This is a genomic window from Neisseria sp. HMSC70E02, from assembly GCF_001838645.1.
In the GTDB taxonomy this organism is placed as follows: domain Bacteria; phylum Pseudomonadota; class Gammaproteobacteria; order Burkholderiales; family Neisseriaceae; genus Neisseria; species Neisseria macacae.
Genome location: NZ_KV838084.1, coordinates 1 through 18,260 on the forward strand (window position 1 = coordinate 1; position 18,260 = coordinate 18,260).

General features: G+C 46.3%; 18 protein-coding genes and 5 pseudogenes. 21 read left to right on the top strand and 2 right to left on the bottom strand.

Going from position 1 to position 18,260, the window contains the following annotated elements:
• Positions 1-346: 346 nt before the first annotated feature.
• The 20 genes and pseudogenes from rpoN (at position 347) to yacG (ending at position 16,885) form a co-directional block, all read left to right on the top strand.
• Positions 347-1,699 carry an RNA polymerase factor sigma-54 gene (rpoN, locus tag HMPREF3277_RS06025; protein ID WP_009312811.1) on the top strand — a complete coding sequence of 451 codons (1,353 nt, stop codon included), beginning with the start codon at positions 347-349 and terminating at the stop codon, positions 1,697-1,699.
• A 66-nt stretch (positions 1,700-1,765) separates the two neighbouring features.
• Positions 1,766-2,080, top strand: a complete 315-nt coding sequence (gene raiA / locus HMPREF3277_RS06030; RefSeq protein ID WP_003757098.1) for a ribosome hibernation-promoting factor, HPF/YfiA family — start codon at positions 1,766-1,768, stop codon at positions 2,078-2,080.
• Positions 2,081-2,523: 443 nt separating this feature from the next.
• Positions 2,524-2,964, top strand: a complete 441-nt coding sequence (locus tag HMPREF3277_RS06035) for a hypothetical protein (RefSeq protein WP_070870358.1) — start codon at positions 2,524-2,526, stop codon at positions 2,962-2,964.
• Positions 2,965-3,044: 80 nt separating this feature from the next.
• A pseudogene (locus tag HMPREF3277_RS15260) lies at positions 3,045-3,107 on the top strand (transposase); the annotation flags it as partial.
• A 223-nt stretch (positions 3,108-3,330) separates the two neighbouring features.
• Complete coding sequence (locus HMPREF3277_RS06040; protein WP_070870359.1) at positions 3,331-3,579, top strand: GlsB/YeaQ/YmgE family stress response membrane protein; 249 nt, start codon at positions 3,331-3,333, stop codon at positions 3,577-3,579.
• 183 nt (positions 3,580-3,762) lie between these two features.
• Entirely contained in the window at positions 3,763-4,269 is a 507-nt protein-coding gene (locus tag HMPREF3277_RS06045; RefSeq protein ID WP_070870360.1) for a protein disulfide oxidoreductase, read from the top strand.
• Between the two features lie 13 nt (positions 4,270-4,282).
• Positions 4,283-4,782: pseudogene (locus HMPREF3277_RS06050) on the top strand (ABC transporter substrate-binding protein); the annotation flags it as partial.
• A 212-nt stretch (positions 4,783-4,994) separates the two neighbouring features.
• Entirely contained in the window at positions 4,995-5,192 is a 198-nt protein-coding gene (locus tag HMPREF3277_RS06055; protein WP_070870361.1) for a DUF1737 domain-containing protein, read from the top strand.
• Between the two features lie 87 nt (positions 5,193-5,279).
• Positions 5,280-5,396: pseudogene (locus HMPREF3277_RS06060) on the top strand (iron ABC transporter); the annotation flags it as partial.
• Between the two features lie 335 nt (positions 5,397-5,731).
• Positions 5,732-6,169 carry a homoprotocatechuate degradation operon regulator HpaR gene (gene hpaR, locus HMPREF3277_RS06065; RefSeq protein WP_003757119.1) on the top strand — a complete coding sequence of 146 codons (438 nt, stop codon included), beginning with the start codon at positions 5,732-5,734 and terminating at the stop codon, positions 6,167-6,169.
• Positions 6,170-6,179: 10 nt separating this feature from the next.
• On the top strand, positions 6,180-6,680 hold the full coding sequence (gene hpaC, locus HMPREF3277_RS06070) for a 4-hydroxyphenylacetate 3-monooxygenase, reductase component (protein WP_003757120.1): 501 nt from the start codon (positions 6,180-6,182) through the stop codon (positions 6,678-6,680).
• Positions 6,681-7,015: 335 nt separating this feature from the next.
• A complete protein-coding gene (gene murU, locus HMPREF3277_RS06075) occupies positions 7,016-7,714 on the top strand; it encodes an N-acetylmuramate alpha-1-phosphate uridylyltransferase MurU (protein WP_070870362.1) in 699 nt (232 codons plus the stop codon).
• A 312-nt stretch (positions 7,715-8,026) separates the two neighbouring features.
• The gene (apbC, locus tag HMPREF3277_RS06080) at positions 8,027-9,106 is read left to right on the top strand and encodes an iron-sulfur cluster carrier protein ApbC (protein ID WP_070870363.1); all 1,080 of its coding nucleotides are present in this window, start codon (positions 8,027-8,029) and stop codon (positions 9,104-9,106) included.
• Between the two features lie 728 nt (positions 9,107-9,834).
• The gene (locus tag HMPREF3277_RS06085) at positions 9,835-11,094 is read left to right on the top strand and encodes a YadA family autotransporter adhesin (RefSeq protein WP_009312804.1); all 1,260 of its coding nucleotides are present in this window, start codon (positions 9,835-9,837) and stop codon (positions 11,092-11,094) included.
• 64 nt (positions 11,095-11,158) lie between these two features.
• The gene (gene bamE, locus HMPREF3277_RS06090; RefSeq protein ID WP_003757128.1) at positions 11,159-11,632 is read left to right on the top strand and encodes an outer membrane protein assembly factor BamE; all 474 of its coding nucleotides are present in this window, start codon (positions 11,159-11,161) and stop codon (positions 11,630-11,632) included.
• Between the two features lie 524 nt (positions 11,633-12,156).
• The gene (gene pilB / locus HMPREF3277_RS06095; protein WP_070870364.1) at positions 12,157-13,836 is read left to right on the top strand and encodes a type IV-A pilus assembly ATPase PilB; all 1,680 of its coding nucleotides are present in this window, start codon (positions 12,157-12,159) and stop codon (positions 13,834-13,836) included.
• Between the two features lie 71 nt (positions 13,837-13,907).
• On the top strand, positions 13,908-15,149 hold the full coding sequence (locus tag HMPREF3277_RS06100) for a type II secretion system F family protein (protein ID WP_070870365.1): 1,242 nt from the start codon (positions 13,908-13,910) through the stop codon (positions 15,147-15,149).
• 1 nt (position 15,150) lies between these two features.
• Positions 15,151-16,014 carry a prepilin peptidase gene (locus tag HMPREF3277_RS06105; RefSeq protein ID WP_070870366.1) on the top strand — a complete coding sequence of 288 codons (864 nt, stop codon included), beginning with the start codon at positions 15,151-15,153 and terminating at the stop codon, positions 16,012-16,014.
• 1 nt (position 16,015) lies between these two features.
• Positions 16,016-16,645 carry a dephospho-CoA kinase gene (coaE, locus tag HMPREF3277_RS06110; RefSeq protein ID WP_070870367.1) on the top strand — a complete coding sequence of 210 codons (630 nt, stop codon included), beginning with the start codon at positions 16,016-16,018 and terminating at the stop codon, positions 16,643-16,645.
• Positions 16,646-16,699: 54 nt separating this feature from the next.
• Complete coding sequence (gene yacG / locus HMPREF3277_RS13665; protein ID WP_003763805.1) at positions 16,700-16,885, top strand: DNA gyrase inhibitor YacG; 186 nt, start codon at positions 16,700-16,702, stop codon at positions 16,883-16,885.
• Between the two features lie 102 nt (positions 16,886-16,987).
• On the opposite strand, the pseudogene HMPREF3277_RS15265 reads toward yacG, so the two are convergent.
• Together HMPREF3277_RS15265 and HMPREF3277_RS06115 are read right to left on the bottom strand one after the other, a co-directional pair.
• Positions 16,988-17,050, bottom strand: a pseudogene (locus tag HMPREF3277_RS15265) (transposase); the annotation flags it as partial.
• 141 nt (positions 17,051-17,191) lie between these two features.
• The gene (locus tag HMPREF3277_RS06115) at positions 17,192-17,527 is read right to left on the bottom strand and encodes a hypothetical protein (RefSeq protein ID WP_049226098.1); all 336 of its coding nucleotides are present in this window, start codon (positions 17,525-17,527) and stop codon (positions 17,192-17,194) included.
• A 303-nt stretch (positions 17,528-17,830) separates the two neighbouring features.
• Here HMPREF3277_RS06115 and HMPREF3277_RS06120 point away from each other — a divergent pair.
• Positions 17,831-18,229: pseudogene (locus HMPREF3277_RS06120) on the top strand (mechanosensitive ion channel family protein); the annotation flags it as partial.
• Between the last annotated feature and the right edge of the window lie 31 nt (positions 18,230-18,260).

An 18,260-nucleotide genomic window follows, 5' to 3' on the forward strand; every position in this document is an offset into this window, starting at 1 on the left:
CTGTCCTATTTTGATTTTAATTGACTATAAAAACTATCAACAAACGAATCTCCAACCCACATCATCAATATCCGGATACCCATCTTCAAACATGCCTCGTCAGTTGACGGCGGCAAGACAAAATGTTGAAATACACATCTAGGATAAAAAATAAAAAGCGTTGACCAAACGCCTATAAACACACCGCAAAATCCGTTCAGACGACCCTTCTTCGCCTCCTTACCAAACCAAACGTCGTCTGAAATCACATAGTGGATGAACAAGAAGCAGTTGACAGCGTAATGTAAGCCAAGCCGCGCCGCTTCAAATCCAATCCACCATAAAACCAATCAACATACATTGCACCATGACCTTACTCGGCCTCAAACTCAGGCAGACCCAACAACTCAACCAACGTCTGCAACAATCCCTGCGCATCCTGCAAATGTCCGGCATCGAACTCGAACGCGAGGTCGAAGACTGGTTGCAGGACAATCCCCTGCTCGAACGTCCCGAAGCCGACGAATTTGCCGACGCAGAGTTCAATCACGGCACCACCATGCCGCGCAGCAACCACCTCGGCGGCGACGATGCCGAAGACGCGTGGCTCAACATCGCCAAAGAAGAAGATTTCAACCAATACCTGCACGCCCAAGTGTGCGAACACCCCCTTTCCGACAAAGAAGCCGCCTACGTCCACATCCTTATCGACTTCCTGGACGACCAAGGCTATTTCACCGACAGCATTCAAGACGTTATCGACAACACGCCCTTGGAATGGATGCTGGACGAAGACGAACTGCAAAACGCCCTCGACCTTTTGCAGACCTTCGACCCGCCCGGCGTTGCCGCCGCCGACCTGACCGAATCCCTGATGCTCCAACTCATGCGCCTGCCCGCCAGCCCCGCGCGTCAGGCGGCCGCCCACCTCATCCAAAGTTCGCTGCACGATTTGGGCAAAAACCGCAAACAAAACATCATCCGCTTCCGCAAACTCTTTCCCGAAATCGACAGCGAAACCATAGAAGCCGCACTCGACATCATCGCCACGCTCAACCCCTACCCCGCTTACGGTTTCGCCTCCTCCGAACCGACCGCCTACATCCAGCCCGACGTTTGGGTCAAAGAAGGCAAAGACGGCTGGAAAGTCATCGGCAACGAAGCCGCCTGGCCCAAACTGCAACTCAACCGCGAATACTGCGAACTCATGAAATCCGCAGAAGACGGCGCGCCCGAATGGAAAGAAAAAATCAACGAAGCCAAGCAGCGCATCGACTCTCTCGAACTGCGCAAAAGCACCGTCATCCGCCTTGCCGAATACATCGTCAAAAATCAGGAAGACTTCTTCATCTTCGGCGAAATCGGACTCGCACCCATGCTCATGAAAGACGCCGCCGCCGAATTGGGGCTTGCCGAAAGCACCATTTCGCGCGCCGCCAACCAAAAATATTTGTCTTGCCCGCGCGGACTATTTGCGTTACGCTATTTCTTCACACAGGCAGTCAATTCCGAAGGCGACAAAGAAGGCTTAAGCCAAGGCGCGATTAAAGCCGTTTTGGGGCAGATTATCGAAAACGAAGACAGCAGCAAGCCCCATTCCGACGAAACCCTTGTCCGCCTCCTCAAACAACAGGGCATAGACATCGCCCGCCGCACCGTCGCCAAATACAGGGAATCGCTCGACATCCCGCCGGCACACAAACGCAAACTTACCGAATGACAGTTTTAAACCGCAGTTTTCCCGTTCCGTTTCTGACGGACTGAACCCCACCGAAGGAGCTGTATTATGAATCTGAAAATCACCGGTCTGAATTTCGACGTTACCGAGGCCATCAAAAACTACGTTTCCGAAAAATTGGAACGCATCAACCGCCACGCAGCCAACGCCATTTCCGTTACCATCACCCTTTCCGTGGAAAAACTCAATCAACAGGCTGAAGCAGACATCCATCTGGCGGGCAAAGACCTCCACGTCGAGGCCGTTGAACAAGATATGTACGCCGCCATTGATGTTCTGATGGACAAGCTCGACCGTGCAGTGCTGAAACACAAAGAAAAAAGCGGCGATGTCCGCAACACGGTAAAACCTGCCGCAGAATAGTTCACAATCCTAAAGGTCGTCTGAAAACCTATTTTCAGACGACCTTTACATTAAATTTCCTTTTGCAGCACCAACCCGCACATCCCCCAATCTCATCAACCCGCTTCTGAGTTTCTTACCCATAGTGGATTGAATTTAATAGAACACGGCAAAGCCGCCCCATTCCATTAAAACCCATCCACATATGACCCAAAATCCAACACATCCTACCTCGATACCTTATCCCGCCACCCGCCCACTTGCATGAAAACGGAATGAAAGATAACATTCCCCTCCTTGCAGCTGGGATAAAATATATGTTGCAATCGCCGGGCAGTCGGGTAAAAGTGCAAAATGATTCCACACAGCGTCACCGCTTTAACATTCAGCACATTTTAAAACATTAGAAATTAAAACCGCCCACTGCCGACCTATTCATTTACTTTCATTCAGGTAGTTTATTCATGGATCAAAATAACACTCCACACCCTAATGTACCCAACGACACTGCAGTCATGACCGTCAAGGATTGGCTCATCACATTCCTGATACTCGCCATTCCTATCGTAGGCCTTGTCATGATATTTGTCTGGGCATTTGGGGACGGTAACAAAAACCGCAAACACTTCATGCAAGCTTATTTGTGGCTTATGCTGGTTTGTTTCATTATCATGATTCCGCTAGTATTTTTTGTAATGACACGCCTTCCTGCCGCAGTAATGCAGCAACAAAATTTTGGGCAGCCTGCATATGAAGCACCAATGAACAACATGCCTTCTGAAAAATTTGATGCCAACAGCCTCCCCAAGCAAGAAACATCTGCCGACGACATGTCGAAACAAGAAAACGAAGCTGCCTCAGAAGTTTCTGAAGAAGTTCCCGAAAACGCTGAATCTGCCCAATAATCAGAATTTACCCCGGCAAGTCAAAAGGTCGTCTGAAACAGATTTCAGACGACCTTTTAGCATGAATCAATGCTGGCTAATATAGTGGATTAAATTTAAATCAGGACAAGGCGCCGAAGCCGCAGACAGTACAGATAGTACGGCACCGATTCACTTGGTGCTTCAGCACCTTAGAGAATCGTTTTCTTTGAGCTAAGGCGAGGTAACGCCGTACTGGTTTAAAGTTAGTCCACTATAATACCGCCGCCCGCCCTACCCATACGGGACAACGCTATAAACTGTAAAGATGGCACAGCGGGACAAAACAAGCCTGTATACTGCATTTTCACACATACATTCCTCACAACACACAAGGAGACAAGAGATATGGGTTGGATCAGCACCATCATTATTGGATTTGTAATCGGCGTATTGGCAAAATTCCTACACCCGGGCAAAGAAAACTTAGGCTTCATCATGACCACCCTACTAGGCATAGGCGGTTCCGCGTTGGCCGGTTTTGTCGGACAACAAGTGGGCTGGTATCGCGTCGGCGAACCGGCGGGATGGATTGCCTCCACCGTATTTGCCGTCATTATTTTAGCCATTTATACGCGCCAGATTAAAAACCGTTGAGCCTCATAATAAGTGATAAACTTTGATATCGTAGCTCAACGATTCAAATACAGACAGGCTGTTTATTAAGGAATGCCTCATCTGCCGATGCAAGGCGGCAAGCCGCAGACGACGCCCGCAAGCCAATCTTGTAGTCGCACATGCGGATTCCTTTCTATTCAGCCTGTTTTATGCAGACACCACATGAAACGACTCTTACCTTATCTAAAATCCCTTATCCAAGCCCTCCTCCTCTTTATTCTGATTTCCGTAGCCGTTGACTGGTGGCGCAAACCCAATCAACCGATGCAAGCCTCATCAGAATCCCTCCGTGTTATCAATGGAAGCAGCACTTCGCTCGAAACACTCAGCAAGGAACGTGTTGCCGTTGTCTATTTTTGGGGAACATGGTGCCATATCTGCTCATACACATCCCCGACAATCGATCGCCTACATCAAAACGGTATTCCTACGCTCGGTGTCGCCGTACATTCCGGCTCCGATACAGAGATTCAATCCTATATGAAGGAACATCAACTGCAATTCCCGACAGTCAACGATTCAGACGACCAATTGGCAGTCAACTGGAAAATTGCCGTCACCCCGACCATCATTTTGATTAAAAACGGAAAAATGATACATCACACCTCAGGATTGAGCAGCTATTGGGGATTGCGCAGCAGAATCTGGCTGATGAACCTCTTCTACTGACCAAACCCCTATGCACCTGAAAGACAGTGCGAAAGAGCGCATCGACGCGCTGGCTCAGATTTTCGGCAAACAGGCGGAGGCGGACAAATTGAAAGCGGAAATCAACGCTTCGTTTGAAGCGGCCAAGGCCGCCGCCCTGGGCAAGGGGCTTGTAATTCTGGTCAACGGCGGCAAGATGTCCGCCTTCGGCACCGGCTCGCGCCTGGACGGCTGACTTCACCAAGACATCGGCGTACCTGCCGCCGACTCCTCCATCAAGGAAAAAGGCAACCACGGCCAGCCCGTTACGTTCGAATACATTAAAAAAACCAATCCCGACTGGTTGTTTGTGCTGGACCGTTCTGCCGCCATCGGCGAGGAAGGCAAGGCAGCCAAAGACGTTTTGGACAATCCGCTGGTGGCCGAAATGACGGCTTGAAAAAAGGGACAGGTGGTCTACTTGCCGCAGGCGGCACCCAGGAATTGCTGAATGCGTCCAAACAGGTAACGGAAGCGTTTAACGCCGCCGAATAAACCGATAGTGCGGAATCTGGCAAGGCAAGCAGTGGGGTTTCAGACGGCCTGTGCGCCGCAACGGCAATCTTGTCCCTTTTCCGCCGCTCGGAAAGAGTAAATTACTGAATATGGTCGTTACTGTTTTTTAGATATTTCACTATACTGTTTCAGACGGCCCCGTCCTGCTTTTGAGGTCGTCTGAAAATGTTTTCACACTGGAGAAACCGCTCATGAAACTCTACCGCTACCTCACCGGACCGGACGACGCCTCATTCTGCCGCCGCGTTACCGAAGCCCTGCAAAACGGCTGGGAGCTGTACGGCAACCCCACCCTCACGTTCGACGGCGAACACATTATCTGCGGGCAGGCCGTCGTTAAGGAAAGCAACGGCGGCTACGACCCGGAAAAACCGCTGTCAGAATACTGACCGGACGCGCCGTCGGTTTTCGTTTTTGTTTTTCAGACGGCCCCGATGACCGTTTGAGGCCGTCTGAAACCCGTCCCCACCGAACCTATGTCTCCGAAATCTTCTTATTTCAACCTGTCGAACCTGCTGGCGCTGGCGGTACTCTTTATCGTCAGCCTCTCCGTCGGCGTTGCCGATTTCAGCTGGCAGCACGTCCTCTCGCTTAAAATCCTTAAAATATAAAGAACTCAAATACCATACGGCATATCCATCGCTTCAAAATATATTTGTTTTTTAAAGAAACGAATTACCCAAAAAATCCGTACTTGATGATTTTGTTGAGATTGCGCAGAAAATAGACTAAGATAGGATTATAAGAAAACTTGGGAACATTATTATCAAAACAAACTGTTTAGCGTATTCCCAACATACCCAAACAATGATGTTTTTGTTCCCATATATCCTTGCCGCTTCAATAGCAGCTTATAATGAAAAAATGCTTTTTGCATACCCGCCTCGCGCTTCAACGGTTTGATTTTTGATAACAATGGAGACTTATAATGCCCAACCAATCTAAACATGCATCTATCAATATTGGACTGATTCAAGCCCGAGAAGCGTTGATGACACAATTCCGCCCTATTTTGAACCAAGCCAATATTACCGACCAGCAATGGCGTATCATCCGCCTTCTGGCAGAAAACGGCACATTAGACTTTCAAGATCTCGCCAACCAAGCCTGCATCTTACGTCCCAGCCTGACCGGCATCCTGACCCGACTGGAAAAAGCAGGCTTGGCGGTACGCCTGAAACCCTCTAACGACCAGCGCCGCGTTTACCTGAAGCTGACCCAAGAAGGCGAAAAACTGTACGAAACCATAGGCGCACAAGTGGATGAACGCTATGACGCCATCGAAAAAATCTTATCCAAAGAAAAAATGCTCGAATTGAAAGAGCTTTTGCGCCAGCTCGCGCAAATTGAGCAGGCACTAAAATAAAAGAAACTGAATGACAGATTCCACACACACACTCAAGAGTCCATTCCGCGATGCTATGGCATCCTGTGCCGCAGGCGTCCATGTTATTACCACAGACGGACAGTCCGGACGTTACGGCATTACCATGACAGCCGTAGCGCCGATTACCGACGAGCCGCCTACCGTTATGTTATGTATCAACCGGCAGGCAGGCATCATTCCCATATTGCAGGCAAACCGAAACCTCTGTATCAACACCCTGTCAGAAAATCAGCAAGACGTCGCCGAACACTTCGCAGGACTCACCAACCTTTCCCCCGAAGAACGCTTCGAATACCACATTTGGCATAGAGGGCAAACCGGCCAACTCGAAGTTGAAGGCGCACTGACCCATTTACACGGTCACATTATTGATCAACACGAAATCGGCACACATTTCATCTTTTATGTCCGCATCGATGAAATCACCACTACCCACACCGACAACCCGGCGCTACTGTATTTCCGCCGACAATTCAAATCATTGGCCTAAACACAAGGTCGTCTGAAAACCCATCTTCGTTTTCAGACGACCCATTGATTCCGCATCCCCTCATCAACGACCAATCAATACACCGATAACCAAAGTATCATTCCCTTTGAATCCTGACGGCACAACACTGTATACTTTCACATCAAATGACTATAGTGGATTAACTTTAAATCAGGACAAGGCGGCTGAAGCCGCAGACAGTACAGATAGTACGGAACCGATTCACTTGGTGCTTCAGCACCTTAGAGAATCGTTTTCTTTGAGCTAAGGCGAGGTAACGCCGTACTGGTTTAAAGTTAAGCCACTATATAATCCCATCCCAAACAAGGACAGCCATGAAAGCAATGATACTGGCAGCAGGACGCGGAGAAAGGATGCGCCCCCTGACCGACCACACACCCAAACCACTTCTAAAAGTCGGCAGCGAACCACTCATCGGCTGGCATATACGTCGTCTGAAAAATGCAGGTTTCACCGAAATCGTCATCAATCACGCATGGCTAGGCGAACAAATCGAAGCCACACTTGGTAACGGCGCACAATACGGAATCAGCATAGCCTACTCTCCCGAATCGACAGGCGGACTGGAGACCGCCGGCGGAATCGCCACCGCTCTACCCTTACTGGGCGACGCCCCTTTCCTTGTCATCAACGGAGATGTTTTGACCGATATCGACTTCAACGCCGCCCGACAGGCTGCCACATCCCTACAAACATCCAACCTACTGGCACATATTTGGTTGGTTCCCAATCCCCCGCACAATCCGGAGGGCGATTTTTCCATTTCCTCCGATGGACAGGTACACTCCAATAAAACCGAAGGAATCGCACTAACCTTCAGCGGCATAGGCATATACCACCCCGACCTTTTCCAAAATACACCACCCAACCAAATCGCCAAACTCGCGCCTCTATTGCGGGAAGCCATGAACCAACACCGCGTTACCGGCGAGCAACACAATGGATTATGGCTGGATGTCGGCACTACAGAACGACTCAAAATAGCAAATGAACTTGCCGCAAATTGGGATTAACATTCACCACTCAGCTCATTTATATTCATTGAGACATAATATAAAGTTCAGAAATATAATTACATAAAATATCATGACCAACCTGATAATTTATTGTATAAAAACTCTATATTTTTAATAATATTCAAATTAATTTTGATGACTTTAGATACAGTTTTTATTGTAAGAAAATTTATTACAGCACTCACGCATTTTTCCTGAAATATGGATCCGTATCTTTCATTCCATACCTACCGTATTTCCTGTATTTAACACACCAAACATGAATCATCCTTCATTCAATTATCGTTCCCTATCAACCAGAGATACGCCATGAATATCGCAGCCATTCAAACTGCACTGGAAGCAGTAAAAATCCCCGGTACCGAACGCACGCTCGGCAGTGAAAAAGCCGTCCAACTGTTGGAAGAACGTTCCGACGGCCTCCATATCGGACTGAAATTCGGATTCCCCGTCGGCCACATCGCCGCCGACATCGCCAACAGCCTGCAAGAAGCCGTCATCGGCATCACGGGCGACACGCATATCCACCTCAGCATCGACACGGAAATCACAACGCACAAAGTACAGCCCGGCGTTGCCACCATCAAAGGCGTCAAAAACATTATCGCCGTTGCATCCGGCAAAGGCGGTGTCGGCAAATCCACCACCACCGCCAATCTTGCCACCGCCATGGCACGCATGGGCGCGCGAGTGGGCGTACTGGATGCCGACCTCTACGGTCCGAGCCAACCGACCATGTTGGGCGTGCAAGACCGCAAACCTGACCAACAAAACAAAAAACTGATTCCCGTCGAAGCCGACAGCGGCATCCAAGTGATGTCCATCGGCTTTCTGGTCGATACCGACCAAGCCGTCGTTTGGCGCGGCCCGATGGTCAGCCAAGCCTTGCAGCAGTTGATGTTCCAAAGCGAGTGGGATGAAGTGGACTACCTCTTCATCGACCTGCCGCCGGGTACAGGCGATATCCAGCTCACCCTGTCGCAGAAAATCCCTGTAACCGGTTCGGTCGTCGTTACCACGCCGCAAGACATCGCCCTGATTGACGCGCGCAAAGCAGTCGATATGTTCCACAAAGTCAATATTCCGATTTTCGGCGTACTGGAAAACATGTCGGTACATATCTGCTCCAACTGCGGCCACACCGAAGCTATTTTCGGTTCGGAAGGCGGCAAAAACCTGGCAGGTCGTCTGAATGTCCCGCTGCTCGGACAGCTTCCGTTAAGCCTGCCCGTACGCGAAGCAATGGATGGCGGCGCGGCGAAACAATTGTTTGACGAACATCCTACCATTGCCAAAATCTATACCGACGCAGCCTTCCAAATCGCCCTGACCATTGCAGACAAAGGCAAAGATTTCAGCAGCCGCTTCCCGAAAATCGTGATTGAATGATACAACCACAAACCAATAAAGCCCGATTGCAATAATCGGGCTTTATTTTTGACTAAAAGGTCGTCTGAAAACTCAGATTGTCTTTACAAATCTCAGCTTATCCCAATATATACCATCCAAACAAAAACACCTCTTATCCACACCATGGCACAAGTATCGAAAATACAACACAAATCTATGGAATAATTAACAGAGAGACAAAAAAGAAAAATATCATTTCCAGTAGAAAAAATATATCTTCATATAAAATTTCCTACCATATTAAATATATAAAATGCAACGCTTGATTTCAACAATGACCAAACCGAACAAATAAGATATTTTTAATTAACTAAAAAGCAAAAAACGCAATTTAAAACCAAAATAAATCAAAAAACATAAATATATTATATGTGTTATTATTTTTTTTGTTATATATTACATATAGATAATGAGGAAATCGATTGTTTTTTTATAATGAAGTTAATATTTGATAAAAAAAAATAATAAATACAAAATAAGGAACTTCATATAATGGTGATCATGTACGAAGTAGCAAATCGTGCTTCGAACCATTTGTTTTCTGAATCAATTTTATTTTTTAGAAATAAAATTTTATGTATTTTACTACTGCTCGATGACCAGTGGTATGCATATTAGATAAACGGCATATATTTGTCAATTAAAATATGCAAAATATATAGATTCATCCATATTATTATTTATGTGTTTTTATCAGGGAGATAATTATGAAACACAAAACACACATGAATCGTTTTACCGCGCTCAACAAAACAGTGGCTTTGTCATTGGCAGCTGCAGGTCTTGTTTCTGCTTCGCCTGCATTTGCAGCAGCGCTGACAAATGCTTCATATGTAAGCATTAACGATAACAACGAACCCGTCCGCGGCAACTATGACAGCAAGGGCGCAACTGGCCGTTACGGTGTAGCTGTCGGCGTTCAAGCCAGTGCAAAAAGCCACAGCACCGTTGCAATTGGTACTGAAACCACTGCTGAACATGAATCCGCCACTGCAGTTGGCACACTCTCCAAAGCTGAAGGCACTGCCGCTGCAGCTTTCGGTCAAGGCGCCAATGCAACTGCTAATGCAGCTACCGCCATCGGTCGCCAAGCTGCCGCAAAAGGCAACAGCAGCACTGCAGTAGGTTCTTCCTCTGTCGCTGAAGGCTTGTCTTCTACCGCATTTGGCTCCGGCTCTAATGCTACAGCTCCTGCATCCACCGCTGTCGGACAAGGTACTCAAGCAACAGGCGCTTACACCGTTGCAGTAGGTCAAAAAGCTCAAGCCAGCGGCACTTCTGCGGCTGCAGTAGGTTCTTCTTCCGTCGCCAGCGGCAACTACTCTGTTGCAACAGGTCCTGCTTCCCAAGCTACTGGAAACGCCAGCGTAGCTTCTGGTCTGCAGGCCCAAGCTAAAGGCGGCTCTTCTGTCGCTATCGGTCGCGGAGCGATTGCAAGTGATGAATACTCTGTTGCTTTAGGCGCAAATTCTACTACTTCTGCTGCAGTAGGCACTAACAGCGCTACTGTAAACGGCGTAACTTACAGTGGTTTTGCCGGTACTAATCCTACATCTACAGTAAGTGTAGGCTCAGCAGGTAACGAACGCACAATCACCAATGTTGCAGCCGGCCGTATCACACCTACCAGCACAGATGCCATCAACGGCAGCCAACTGTACCAAGTAGCCGCACAAACAAACGGCAACACCATCGTTATCAATAACCTCCAAGACCGTATCAACGATATGAACAAAGACCTGCGTGCAGGTATCGCTGGTGCTACTGCAATCGGCTTCCTGCAACGTCCGAACGAAGCAGGTAAAAGTATCGTTTCTGCAGCTGTAGGTGGCTATCGTGGTCAACAAGCAATTGCTGTTGGTTATGCACATAATTCCGATAACAACAAATGGTCTATCAAAACCGGCGTAAGCGTGAACACCCGCAAAGATGTCAACTGGGGCGGAAGCGTCGGCTACCAATGGTAAGACCTAGAGGGGATGGTTTAAAATCATCTCCATCTATCAAAGATTTGATATAAAAGGAAAAAACATGAAATTATCGAAATTTGTATTGCCTGCGATTGCAGCACTCTCCTTGGCAGCCTGTGGTAATCTGAGCAAAGTTAGCAAAGAAGGCACTACTGACAATCCCGTATGGCCTGATGCAGCAAAAACCACCCTGCGTCACGATGGTACTCAACATGGCTCTTGGCCAAACTGGGATAATGTCCGTCAAATTGAAGCCGGCATGAATAAAGACCAAATCTATGAACTGATTGGACGTCCTCACTTCCAAGAAGGTCTTTATGGCGTGCGCGAGTGGGACTACTTGTTCAACTACCGTGAAAATGGCGAACACAAAACTTGCCAATTCAAAATTCTGTTTGATAAAGACAAAAATGCCCAATCATTCTATTGGATGCCTGAAGGCTGCGGTCCGAAAAAAGCAGAACCTCAAGTTGTTCGTGAAGTCATTATTCGCGAAGTTGCACCTGCACCCGCGCAAACTCGTATTCGCCAATAAATTATCGACTAATGAACTGAGTCTCTATTTTTAATTTGCTGAAATAGTCGCTCATATCAAATCAAAGCCGGATCATGTACTCAAACATGATTCGGCTTTTCGCATTTTTAGTTTTCAGACGACCTACATGTGGTCTATCCCCACCATACTGTCTCTTAAATACCACCAAATTATCCCGCTAGAAACAGCATCCAAAGCAATCACTCTAAGAGAGTCTCATACAAAGTTCCGCCGAGAAGTGTTGCAACTGTATTGTTTGCCTTATAATAGCGACTCCCTAAAAATTTCCAAACTACCCTCCCTATAATATTCTGCATAAATAAGGGATTGCACATACCATCGGAATATCATATTATTCCCTAACAATAAATAAAAACACTTAAAATAAAATTTCCTTTTAATACAGTTAAATACAAAATATCAAGTAACCAATGGGGATCTCCTTTTTGTAAGATATTTCATCGGCATGATGCCTGAAAATATTTACTGTATAAAAGGTTATACAAGAAATGGATAATTGAATAATGAGTATCGGACTATTACGCGTACTGCTTCAAAGCCAGACCATTACAAATGCACAAGCTGAACATTACGGCAATGCCTTGAAATCAGGGAAAGAAATCTTACCCATGCTTTTTGCGGACGGCATCATCTCTCCTAGAAGTTTAGGAGAATTAGTTGCACGTGTATTCAGCTACCCCTTATTGGATTTGCATCATTATCCTCGCAGCAATGTCATAACTGATGTTTTAAGCGAAGAACAGATGGTTCAAAATCGATGCATACCCATATTTCGTCGCGGCCGTAAAGTTTATCTGGCCGTATCAGACCCGACACAAATCCAAAACTTCCAAAAAATCACTTTTTCTTCAGGTGTTACGATAGATTTGGTTGTCGTACCTGACGATCAGTTAAGCTCCCTTTTAGAATGGTTAGGACAACGTTCTACCACTATCTTAAAAGAAATTAGTGAAGAACAAGAAGCTGCCCAGCCCTCTCAGGCGCTTTATATTGACAACGAAGAGGCTGAAGATGGGCCTATTCCACGCTTTATTCACAAAACTTTATCAGATGCACTAAATGCAGGCGCATCCGATATACATTTCGAATTTTATGAACAAATGGCTCGTGTCCGTTTTCGTGTAGATGGACAGCTAAGGGAAGTGGTTCAACCCCCTGTTGCTGTACGCGGACAGCTGGCTTCACGTATCAAAGTAATGGCGCGTTTGGACATTTCGGAAAAACGCGTACCGCAAGATGGTCGTATTCAGATTGCTTTCCATAAACACGGTCGCCCCATTGATTTTCGTGTAAGTACGTTACCTACGCTTTTTGGCGAAAAAGTGGTAATGCGTATTCTGAATTCTGATGCAGCAACTTTAAATATTGACCAACTGGGATTCGAACCCTTCCAAAAAGAAATGCTGCTTGAGGCTATTCATCGGCCTTATGGCATGGTATTGGTAACAGGTCCGACAGGCTCCGGTAAAACCGTATCACTTTATACTTGCTTGAATATTTTAAATACAGAAGACGTCAATATTTCCACCGCAGAAGACCCGGCCGAGATTAATTTGCCCGGCATCAACCAAGTCAACGTCAATGATAAACAAGGTTTGACTTTTGCTGCGGCCTTGAAATCTTTCTTGCGACAAGACCCTGACATTATCATGGTAGGTGAGATTCGGGACTTGGAAACCGCGGATATTGCCATCAAAGCGGCACAAACCGGACATATGGTGTTTTCAACGTTGCATACCAATAACGCGCCTGCGACCCTATCCCGTATGTTGAACATGGGGGTTGCCCCATTCAACATTGCCAGTTCCGTCAGCTTAATTATGGCGCAACGACTATTGCGTCGTCTGTGTTCGAGCTGTAAGCGTGAGGTTGAACGTCCTCCAGTTCCCGCATTAAAAAAAGCAGGATTTACAGATGAGGATTTAGTAAAGGATTGGAAACTCTACCGTCCTGTCGGTTGCGATAGTTGTCGTGGTAAAGGCTTTAAAGGCCGTGTCGGTGTCTACGAAGTAATGCCGATTACCGAGGAAATGCAACGTGTCATTATGAATAATGGTACGGAAGTTGATATTATGAACATGGCCTATAAAGAAGGCATGGTCGATTTACGCCGTGCAGGCTTATTAAAAGTTATGCAAGGGTTGACTTCATTAGAAGAAGTGATTGCTCACACTAACGATTAAACCATTGAATCGAAGAAATACGGGGACTTTTGTTTTCTTCATTCTTAAACATTAAACCAAGGGGTAACAAAATGGCTCAAGCAGAGCAAAAAAGAGGCTTATTCGCTCAAAAAAATAAAGGCAAACGTTTTACGTTTGAAGGTAAAAATACCAATACGGATCAATTGGTCCGAGGCGAAGTAGTCGCCAAAGACGAAGAAGAAGCGCGTAAAAAGCTCCAACGCCGCGGGATACGCCCTTTACGTATCAGTAAGGTAAAGGCAACTAAAAAGCGTCGTATTACTCAGGAAGACATTACTGTCTTTACCCGTCAACTCGCCACCATGATGAAAGCAGGTCTGCCTTTAATGCAGGCTTTTGAAATTGTCGCACGCGGACACTCCAACCCATCCATGACTGAAATGTTGATGCAAGTCCGTGCAGATGTGGAACAAGGTAGTGCATTAGGTAAATCATTTGCCAAATATCCAAAATATTTCGACCGTTTTTATTGCAATCTGATTGCGGCTGGCGAAGCTGGCGGTGTTTTGGAAAGCCTGTTGGATAAACTTGCTGTATATAAAGAGAAAACGCAAGCCATTAAGAAAAAAGTGAAGACTGCGCTGACGTACCCAATTTCTATTATTGTTGTTGCAATAGCATTGATTTTTGTGATGATGCGCTGGGTATTGCCTGAATTTGGTAAGGTTTACGAAAGCATGGGAGCGAAACTGCCTGACTTAACCCAAATTGTTATGGATATTTCCAAAATTTTTGTGGAATATGGATGGCTGATGATCGTTATCTTTATTGCCGTTTGTTTTGGTGTTTATAAACTACATGAAAAATCAACAAGTTTCCAAAAACGCATAGATGCAATGATCTTACGTTTACCAATTTTTGGTCCGATTGTCCGTAAAGCGACTATTGCTCGGTGGGCTCGTACCACTTCCACCTTGTTTGCCGCAGGCGTACCTTTGGTAGAAGTTTTAGATTCAGTAGCAGGAGCAGCCGGTAATATCCTTTATGAGGAGGCAACACAAGACATTCGTGCGAAAGTTACTCAAGGTCTTTCTTTGACTTCGAGTATGCAAAGTACGGATATGTTCCCCAATATGGTTATTCAAATGGCCGCTATTGGTGAAGAATCCGGTTCCCTTGATGATATGTTGAATAAGGCTGCTGAATTTTACGAAGATGAAGTTGATAACTCTGTAGCACAATTATCCTCACTGATGGAGCCCATCATTATGGTAGTTTTAGGCGCCATCATCGGAACATTGTTGGTAGCAATGTATCTGCCGCTGTTTAACCTCGGTAACGTAGTAGGTTAATATGTTGGAATCTTTGGATACATTAGCGCCATTTGCTATTCCATTATCTGTCGTTGTTGGTTTGTTGATCGGAAGTTTCCTTAATGTCGTCATTTACCGCGTTCCTGTTATGATGGAACGTGGCTGGACTCAGTTTGCGAAAGAGCATTTGCAACTTGAATTAACGGAAGAAGAGCAGCAACCATTCAATTTGATGAAACCGGATTCCCGCTGCCCTAAGTGTCATGCCCCGGTAAAGGCTTGGCAAAATATTCCGATTTTCAGTTATCTGATGCTTGGCGGTAAATGTGGTTCGTGTAAAACACCTATCAGCATCCGTTATCCCTTAATCGAATTATTGACCGGCATATTGTTTGGTGTTGTGGCGTGGCAATATGGCTGGACGATGGCGGCATTCGGTGGGTTGATATTGACCGCGCTATTGATTGCATTGACCTTTATCGATGCAGATACTCAATATTTACCTGACAACCTGACCCTGCCGTTGATATGGTTAGGTTTGCTGTTTAATTTAAACAGCACATTCGTGCCATTAAAATCTGCCGTTTTAGGCGCGGTTTTCGGCTATATGAGCTTATGGCTGTTGTGTTTTATCTATAAGCTTTTGACTGGAAAAATCGGTATGGGTAACGGCGATTTTAAATTGCTGGCTGCACTAGGTGCATGGCTTGGTGTCGGCATTTTACCTGTATTGGTCTTTATGGCAGCGTTAATTGGTCTGATTGGTGCGATTATCGGACGTGTTGCCAAAGGACAATATTTTGCATTCGGTCCGAGTTTGGCTATTGCCGGCTGGATTATTTTGGTAGCTAACGAGCCGGTACATCGTGCCGTCACTTGGTGGCTGACCAAATCAGGGTTTTAATATGACTTTATGGATAGGTTTGACAGGCGGTATCGGCAGCGGGAAATCTCAAGCAGCAAAAATCTTTTCTGATTTGGGTGTCCCGCACATTGATGCCGACGCCCTGAGTCGAAACCTGACGGCGGATAACGGTATAGCATTACCGGCTATCCGCCGTCTTTTTGGCGACAAGGTTTTTCATACCCAAAACAGTCTGAACCGTGCTGCTTTGAGGGATCTGGTTTTCAGACGACCTCAAGCCAAAAAAGAATTGGAGGAGGTGTTGCTGCCTTTGATTTTAAATGAAATCAAATCGGCAAAAACCCGCTATCCTAACGCAGCATACGGCATCATCGATGTACCTTTGCTGATTGAAAATCCGGAATTTTTAGCGGCTGTCGATAGAGTATTGGTTATCGACGTTTCTGAAGCAACCCAAATTCTTCGCGTTCAGCAAAGAAGCGGTTTGAATACAGAAGAGATCAAGCGCATTATGAACACTCAGGCCAACCGCAAAACGCGGCTGCTCTATGCAGATGATGTCTTAGAAAATGAAGGGACTTTATCTGAATTGACCCAAAAAATTCAGGGACTGCATAGGTTTTATCTGGGATATTCCGGCAACTCGAAATTTGGTACATCATTGCCCTAACGTGAAATATTTCAATCAACAGACAAAGCATAAATGATTTGTAAGGAACAAATAATGACTGAAGTAACGACTGTAAAATGTCCGACCTGTCAAAAGCCGGTGATATGGAATGAAGAGAGCAAATACCGGCCTTTTTGCAGTCAACGTTGCCGATTGATTGACTTAGGTGAATGGGCGCAAGAGAAATATACGGTTGCAACAGAAGAAGATGATAGTTTATCGGACTTATTAAAATTATAAACGATAGAACATAACTATCTAATAGAACCTGGTTTAACAAACAAAAAATAAAGCCATTTATAGTGGATTAACTTTAAACCAGTACGGCGTTACCTCTCCTTACCGTACTACCTGTACTGTCTGCGGCTTCGTTGCCTTGTCCTGATTTAAATTTAATCCACTATACCCCTCCTCTTCCCGCCTTTCCAATAAGATGGAAAACACAAAAGGTCGTCTGAAAACACCATTCCGTTTTTACGGAAGCAGCATTTTCAGACGACCTTTTGTTCTTAACGCTTATTTCAGAAGAAACCGCTTCTATTGCGCTTACTTCACAATCTCGACCGGACCGTGATCGTCGCAGTGGTCGCCGTGTTGGTGGTGCAGGCGGCCGTTGACGATGTAGTCGGTGTGATCGCCGTGCGGTACGGCTTCGTGGCCGCAGCCTTCGCCGTGAACGTGACCGTTGCAGGTATCGACGGGATGGCAGCCGTCAGGGTTGGTTTCATTGACGCTTAAGCTGTGTTCGTCGTAATGACCGTTGTGTTCGTGGTGCAGGTGGCCGTCGTGCAGATAGTCGGTGTGGTCGTCATGTTTGATGGCGGTATGGCCGCAACCGGCGCCATGGGTATGGTCGTGATGATCGTGGATTTTGCAAGTCATTTTGATTCCTCGTTATCGATGGTTAATTCAAACCCTTTAGGTTACGGTCTCTATGTTATCCTTTTTTGGCAGTCCGGTAAACAATTTCTTCTTTATTAACATAGTGTTACGGTATATCATTATAGGCTTTAAAGGTCGTCTGAACGCGCCATTTCGATGTTATGACTCTTGCGGATGTTTCAGACGACCTCCCCATTCGTTATCATTTATAATGTCATTTCTTAGGCGGCCCGGCAGTCCGTGCCGATGATGTGTATAGGTCGTCTGAAAACAATATCAAGATAAATATAGGATTTTTACACTATGTGGGACACAGTACGGCAATGGCTGCATACTCTGCCAGTACGCGAGGAAGTGGTGGAATCGGTGCTGATGGTCATGGCGCTGCTGGTTTTGCGGGGCGTTTTGCTGAACCTGTATCTGCGCCGCCACCCGCATTACAGCATCGAGGAAAAACGCCGCTCCTTGGTACTCAGCCGCAATCTGACGCTGATTTTAACGATTTTCGGGCTGGCGGTAATTTGGGCGACTCAAATCCAGACGCTGGCGCTGTCGATGTTTGCCGTAGCGGCAGCGATTGTGGTGGCGACGAAGGAACTGATTATGTGTTTGTCGGGCAGCATCTTGCGCTCGGTAACGAAACAATATTCGGTCGGCGACTATATTGAAGTGAACGGCCTGCGCGGGCGTGTGGTCGATATTATAGTAAATTAAAAACAAAATAGTACAATAC

Bases quoted from the DNA above. Each gene is read 5' to 3' on its own strand.
- rpoN (WP_009312811.1), top strand. From the start codon at position 347: ATGACCTTACTCGGCCTCAAACTCAGGCAGACCCAACAACTCAACCAA.
- raiA (WP_003757098.1), top strand. From the start codon at position 1,766: ATGAATCTGAAAATCACCGGTCTGAATTTCGACGTTACCGAGGCCATC.
- HMPREF3277_RS06035 (WP_070870358.1), top strand. From the start codon at position 2,524: ATGGATCAAAATAACACTCCACACCCTAATGTACCCAACGACACTGCA.
- HMPREF3277_RS06040 (WP_070870359.1), top strand. From the start codon at position 3,331: ATGGGTTGGATCAGCACCATCATTATTGGATTTGTAATCGGCGTATTG.
- HMPREF3277_RS06045 (WP_070870360.1), top strand. From the start codon at position 3,763: ATGAAACGACTCTTACCTTATCTAAAATCCCTTATCCAAGCCCTCCTC.
- HMPREF3277_RS06055 (WP_070870361.1), top strand. From the start codon at position 4,995: ATGAAACTCTACCGCTACCTCACCGGACCGGACGACGCCTCATTCTGC.
- hpaR (WP_003757119.1), top strand. From the start codon at position 5,732: ATGCCCAACCAATCTAAACATGCATCTATCAATATTGGACTGATTCAA.
- hpaC (WP_003757120.1), top strand. From the start codon at position 6,180: ATGACAGATTCCACACACACACTCAAGAGTCCATTCCGCGATGCTATG.
- murU (WP_070870362.1), top strand. From the start codon at position 7,016: ATGAAAGCAATGATACTGGCAGCAGGACGCGGAGAAAGGATGCGCCCC.
- apbC (WP_070870363.1), top strand. From the start codon at position 8,027: ATGAATATCGCAGCCATTCAAACTGCACTGGAAGCAGTAAAAATCCCC.
- HMPREF3277_RS06085 (WP_009312804.1), top strand. From the start codon at position 9,835: ATGAAACACAAAACACACATGAATCGTTTTACCGCGCTCAACAAAACA.
- bamE (WP_003757128.1), top strand. From the start codon at position 11,159: ATGAAATTATCGAAATTTGTATTGCCTGCGATTGCAGCACTCTCCTTG.
- pilB (WP_070870364.1), top strand. From the start codon at position 12,157: ATGAGTATCGGACTATTACGCGTACTGCTTCAAAGCCAGACCATTACA.
- HMPREF3277_RS06100 (WP_070870365.1), top strand. From the start codon at position 13,908: ATGGCTCAAGCAGAGCAAAAAAGAGGCTTATTCGCTCAAAAAAATAAA.
- HMPREF3277_RS06105 (WP_070870366.1), top strand. From the start codon at position 15,151: ATGTTGGAATCTTTGGATACATTAGCGCCATTTGCTATTCCATTATCT.
- coaE (WP_070870367.1), top strand. From the start codon at position 16,016: ATGACTTTATGGATAGGTTTGACAGGCGGTATCGGCAGCGGGAAATCT.
- yacG (WP_003763805.1), top strand. From the start codon at position 16,700: ATGACTGAAGTAACGACTGTAAAATGTCCGACCTGTCAAAAGCCGGTG.
- HMPREF3277_RS06115 (WP_049226098.1), bottom strand. From the start codon at position 17,527: ATGACTTGCAAAATCCACGATCATCACGACCATACCCATGGCGCCGGT.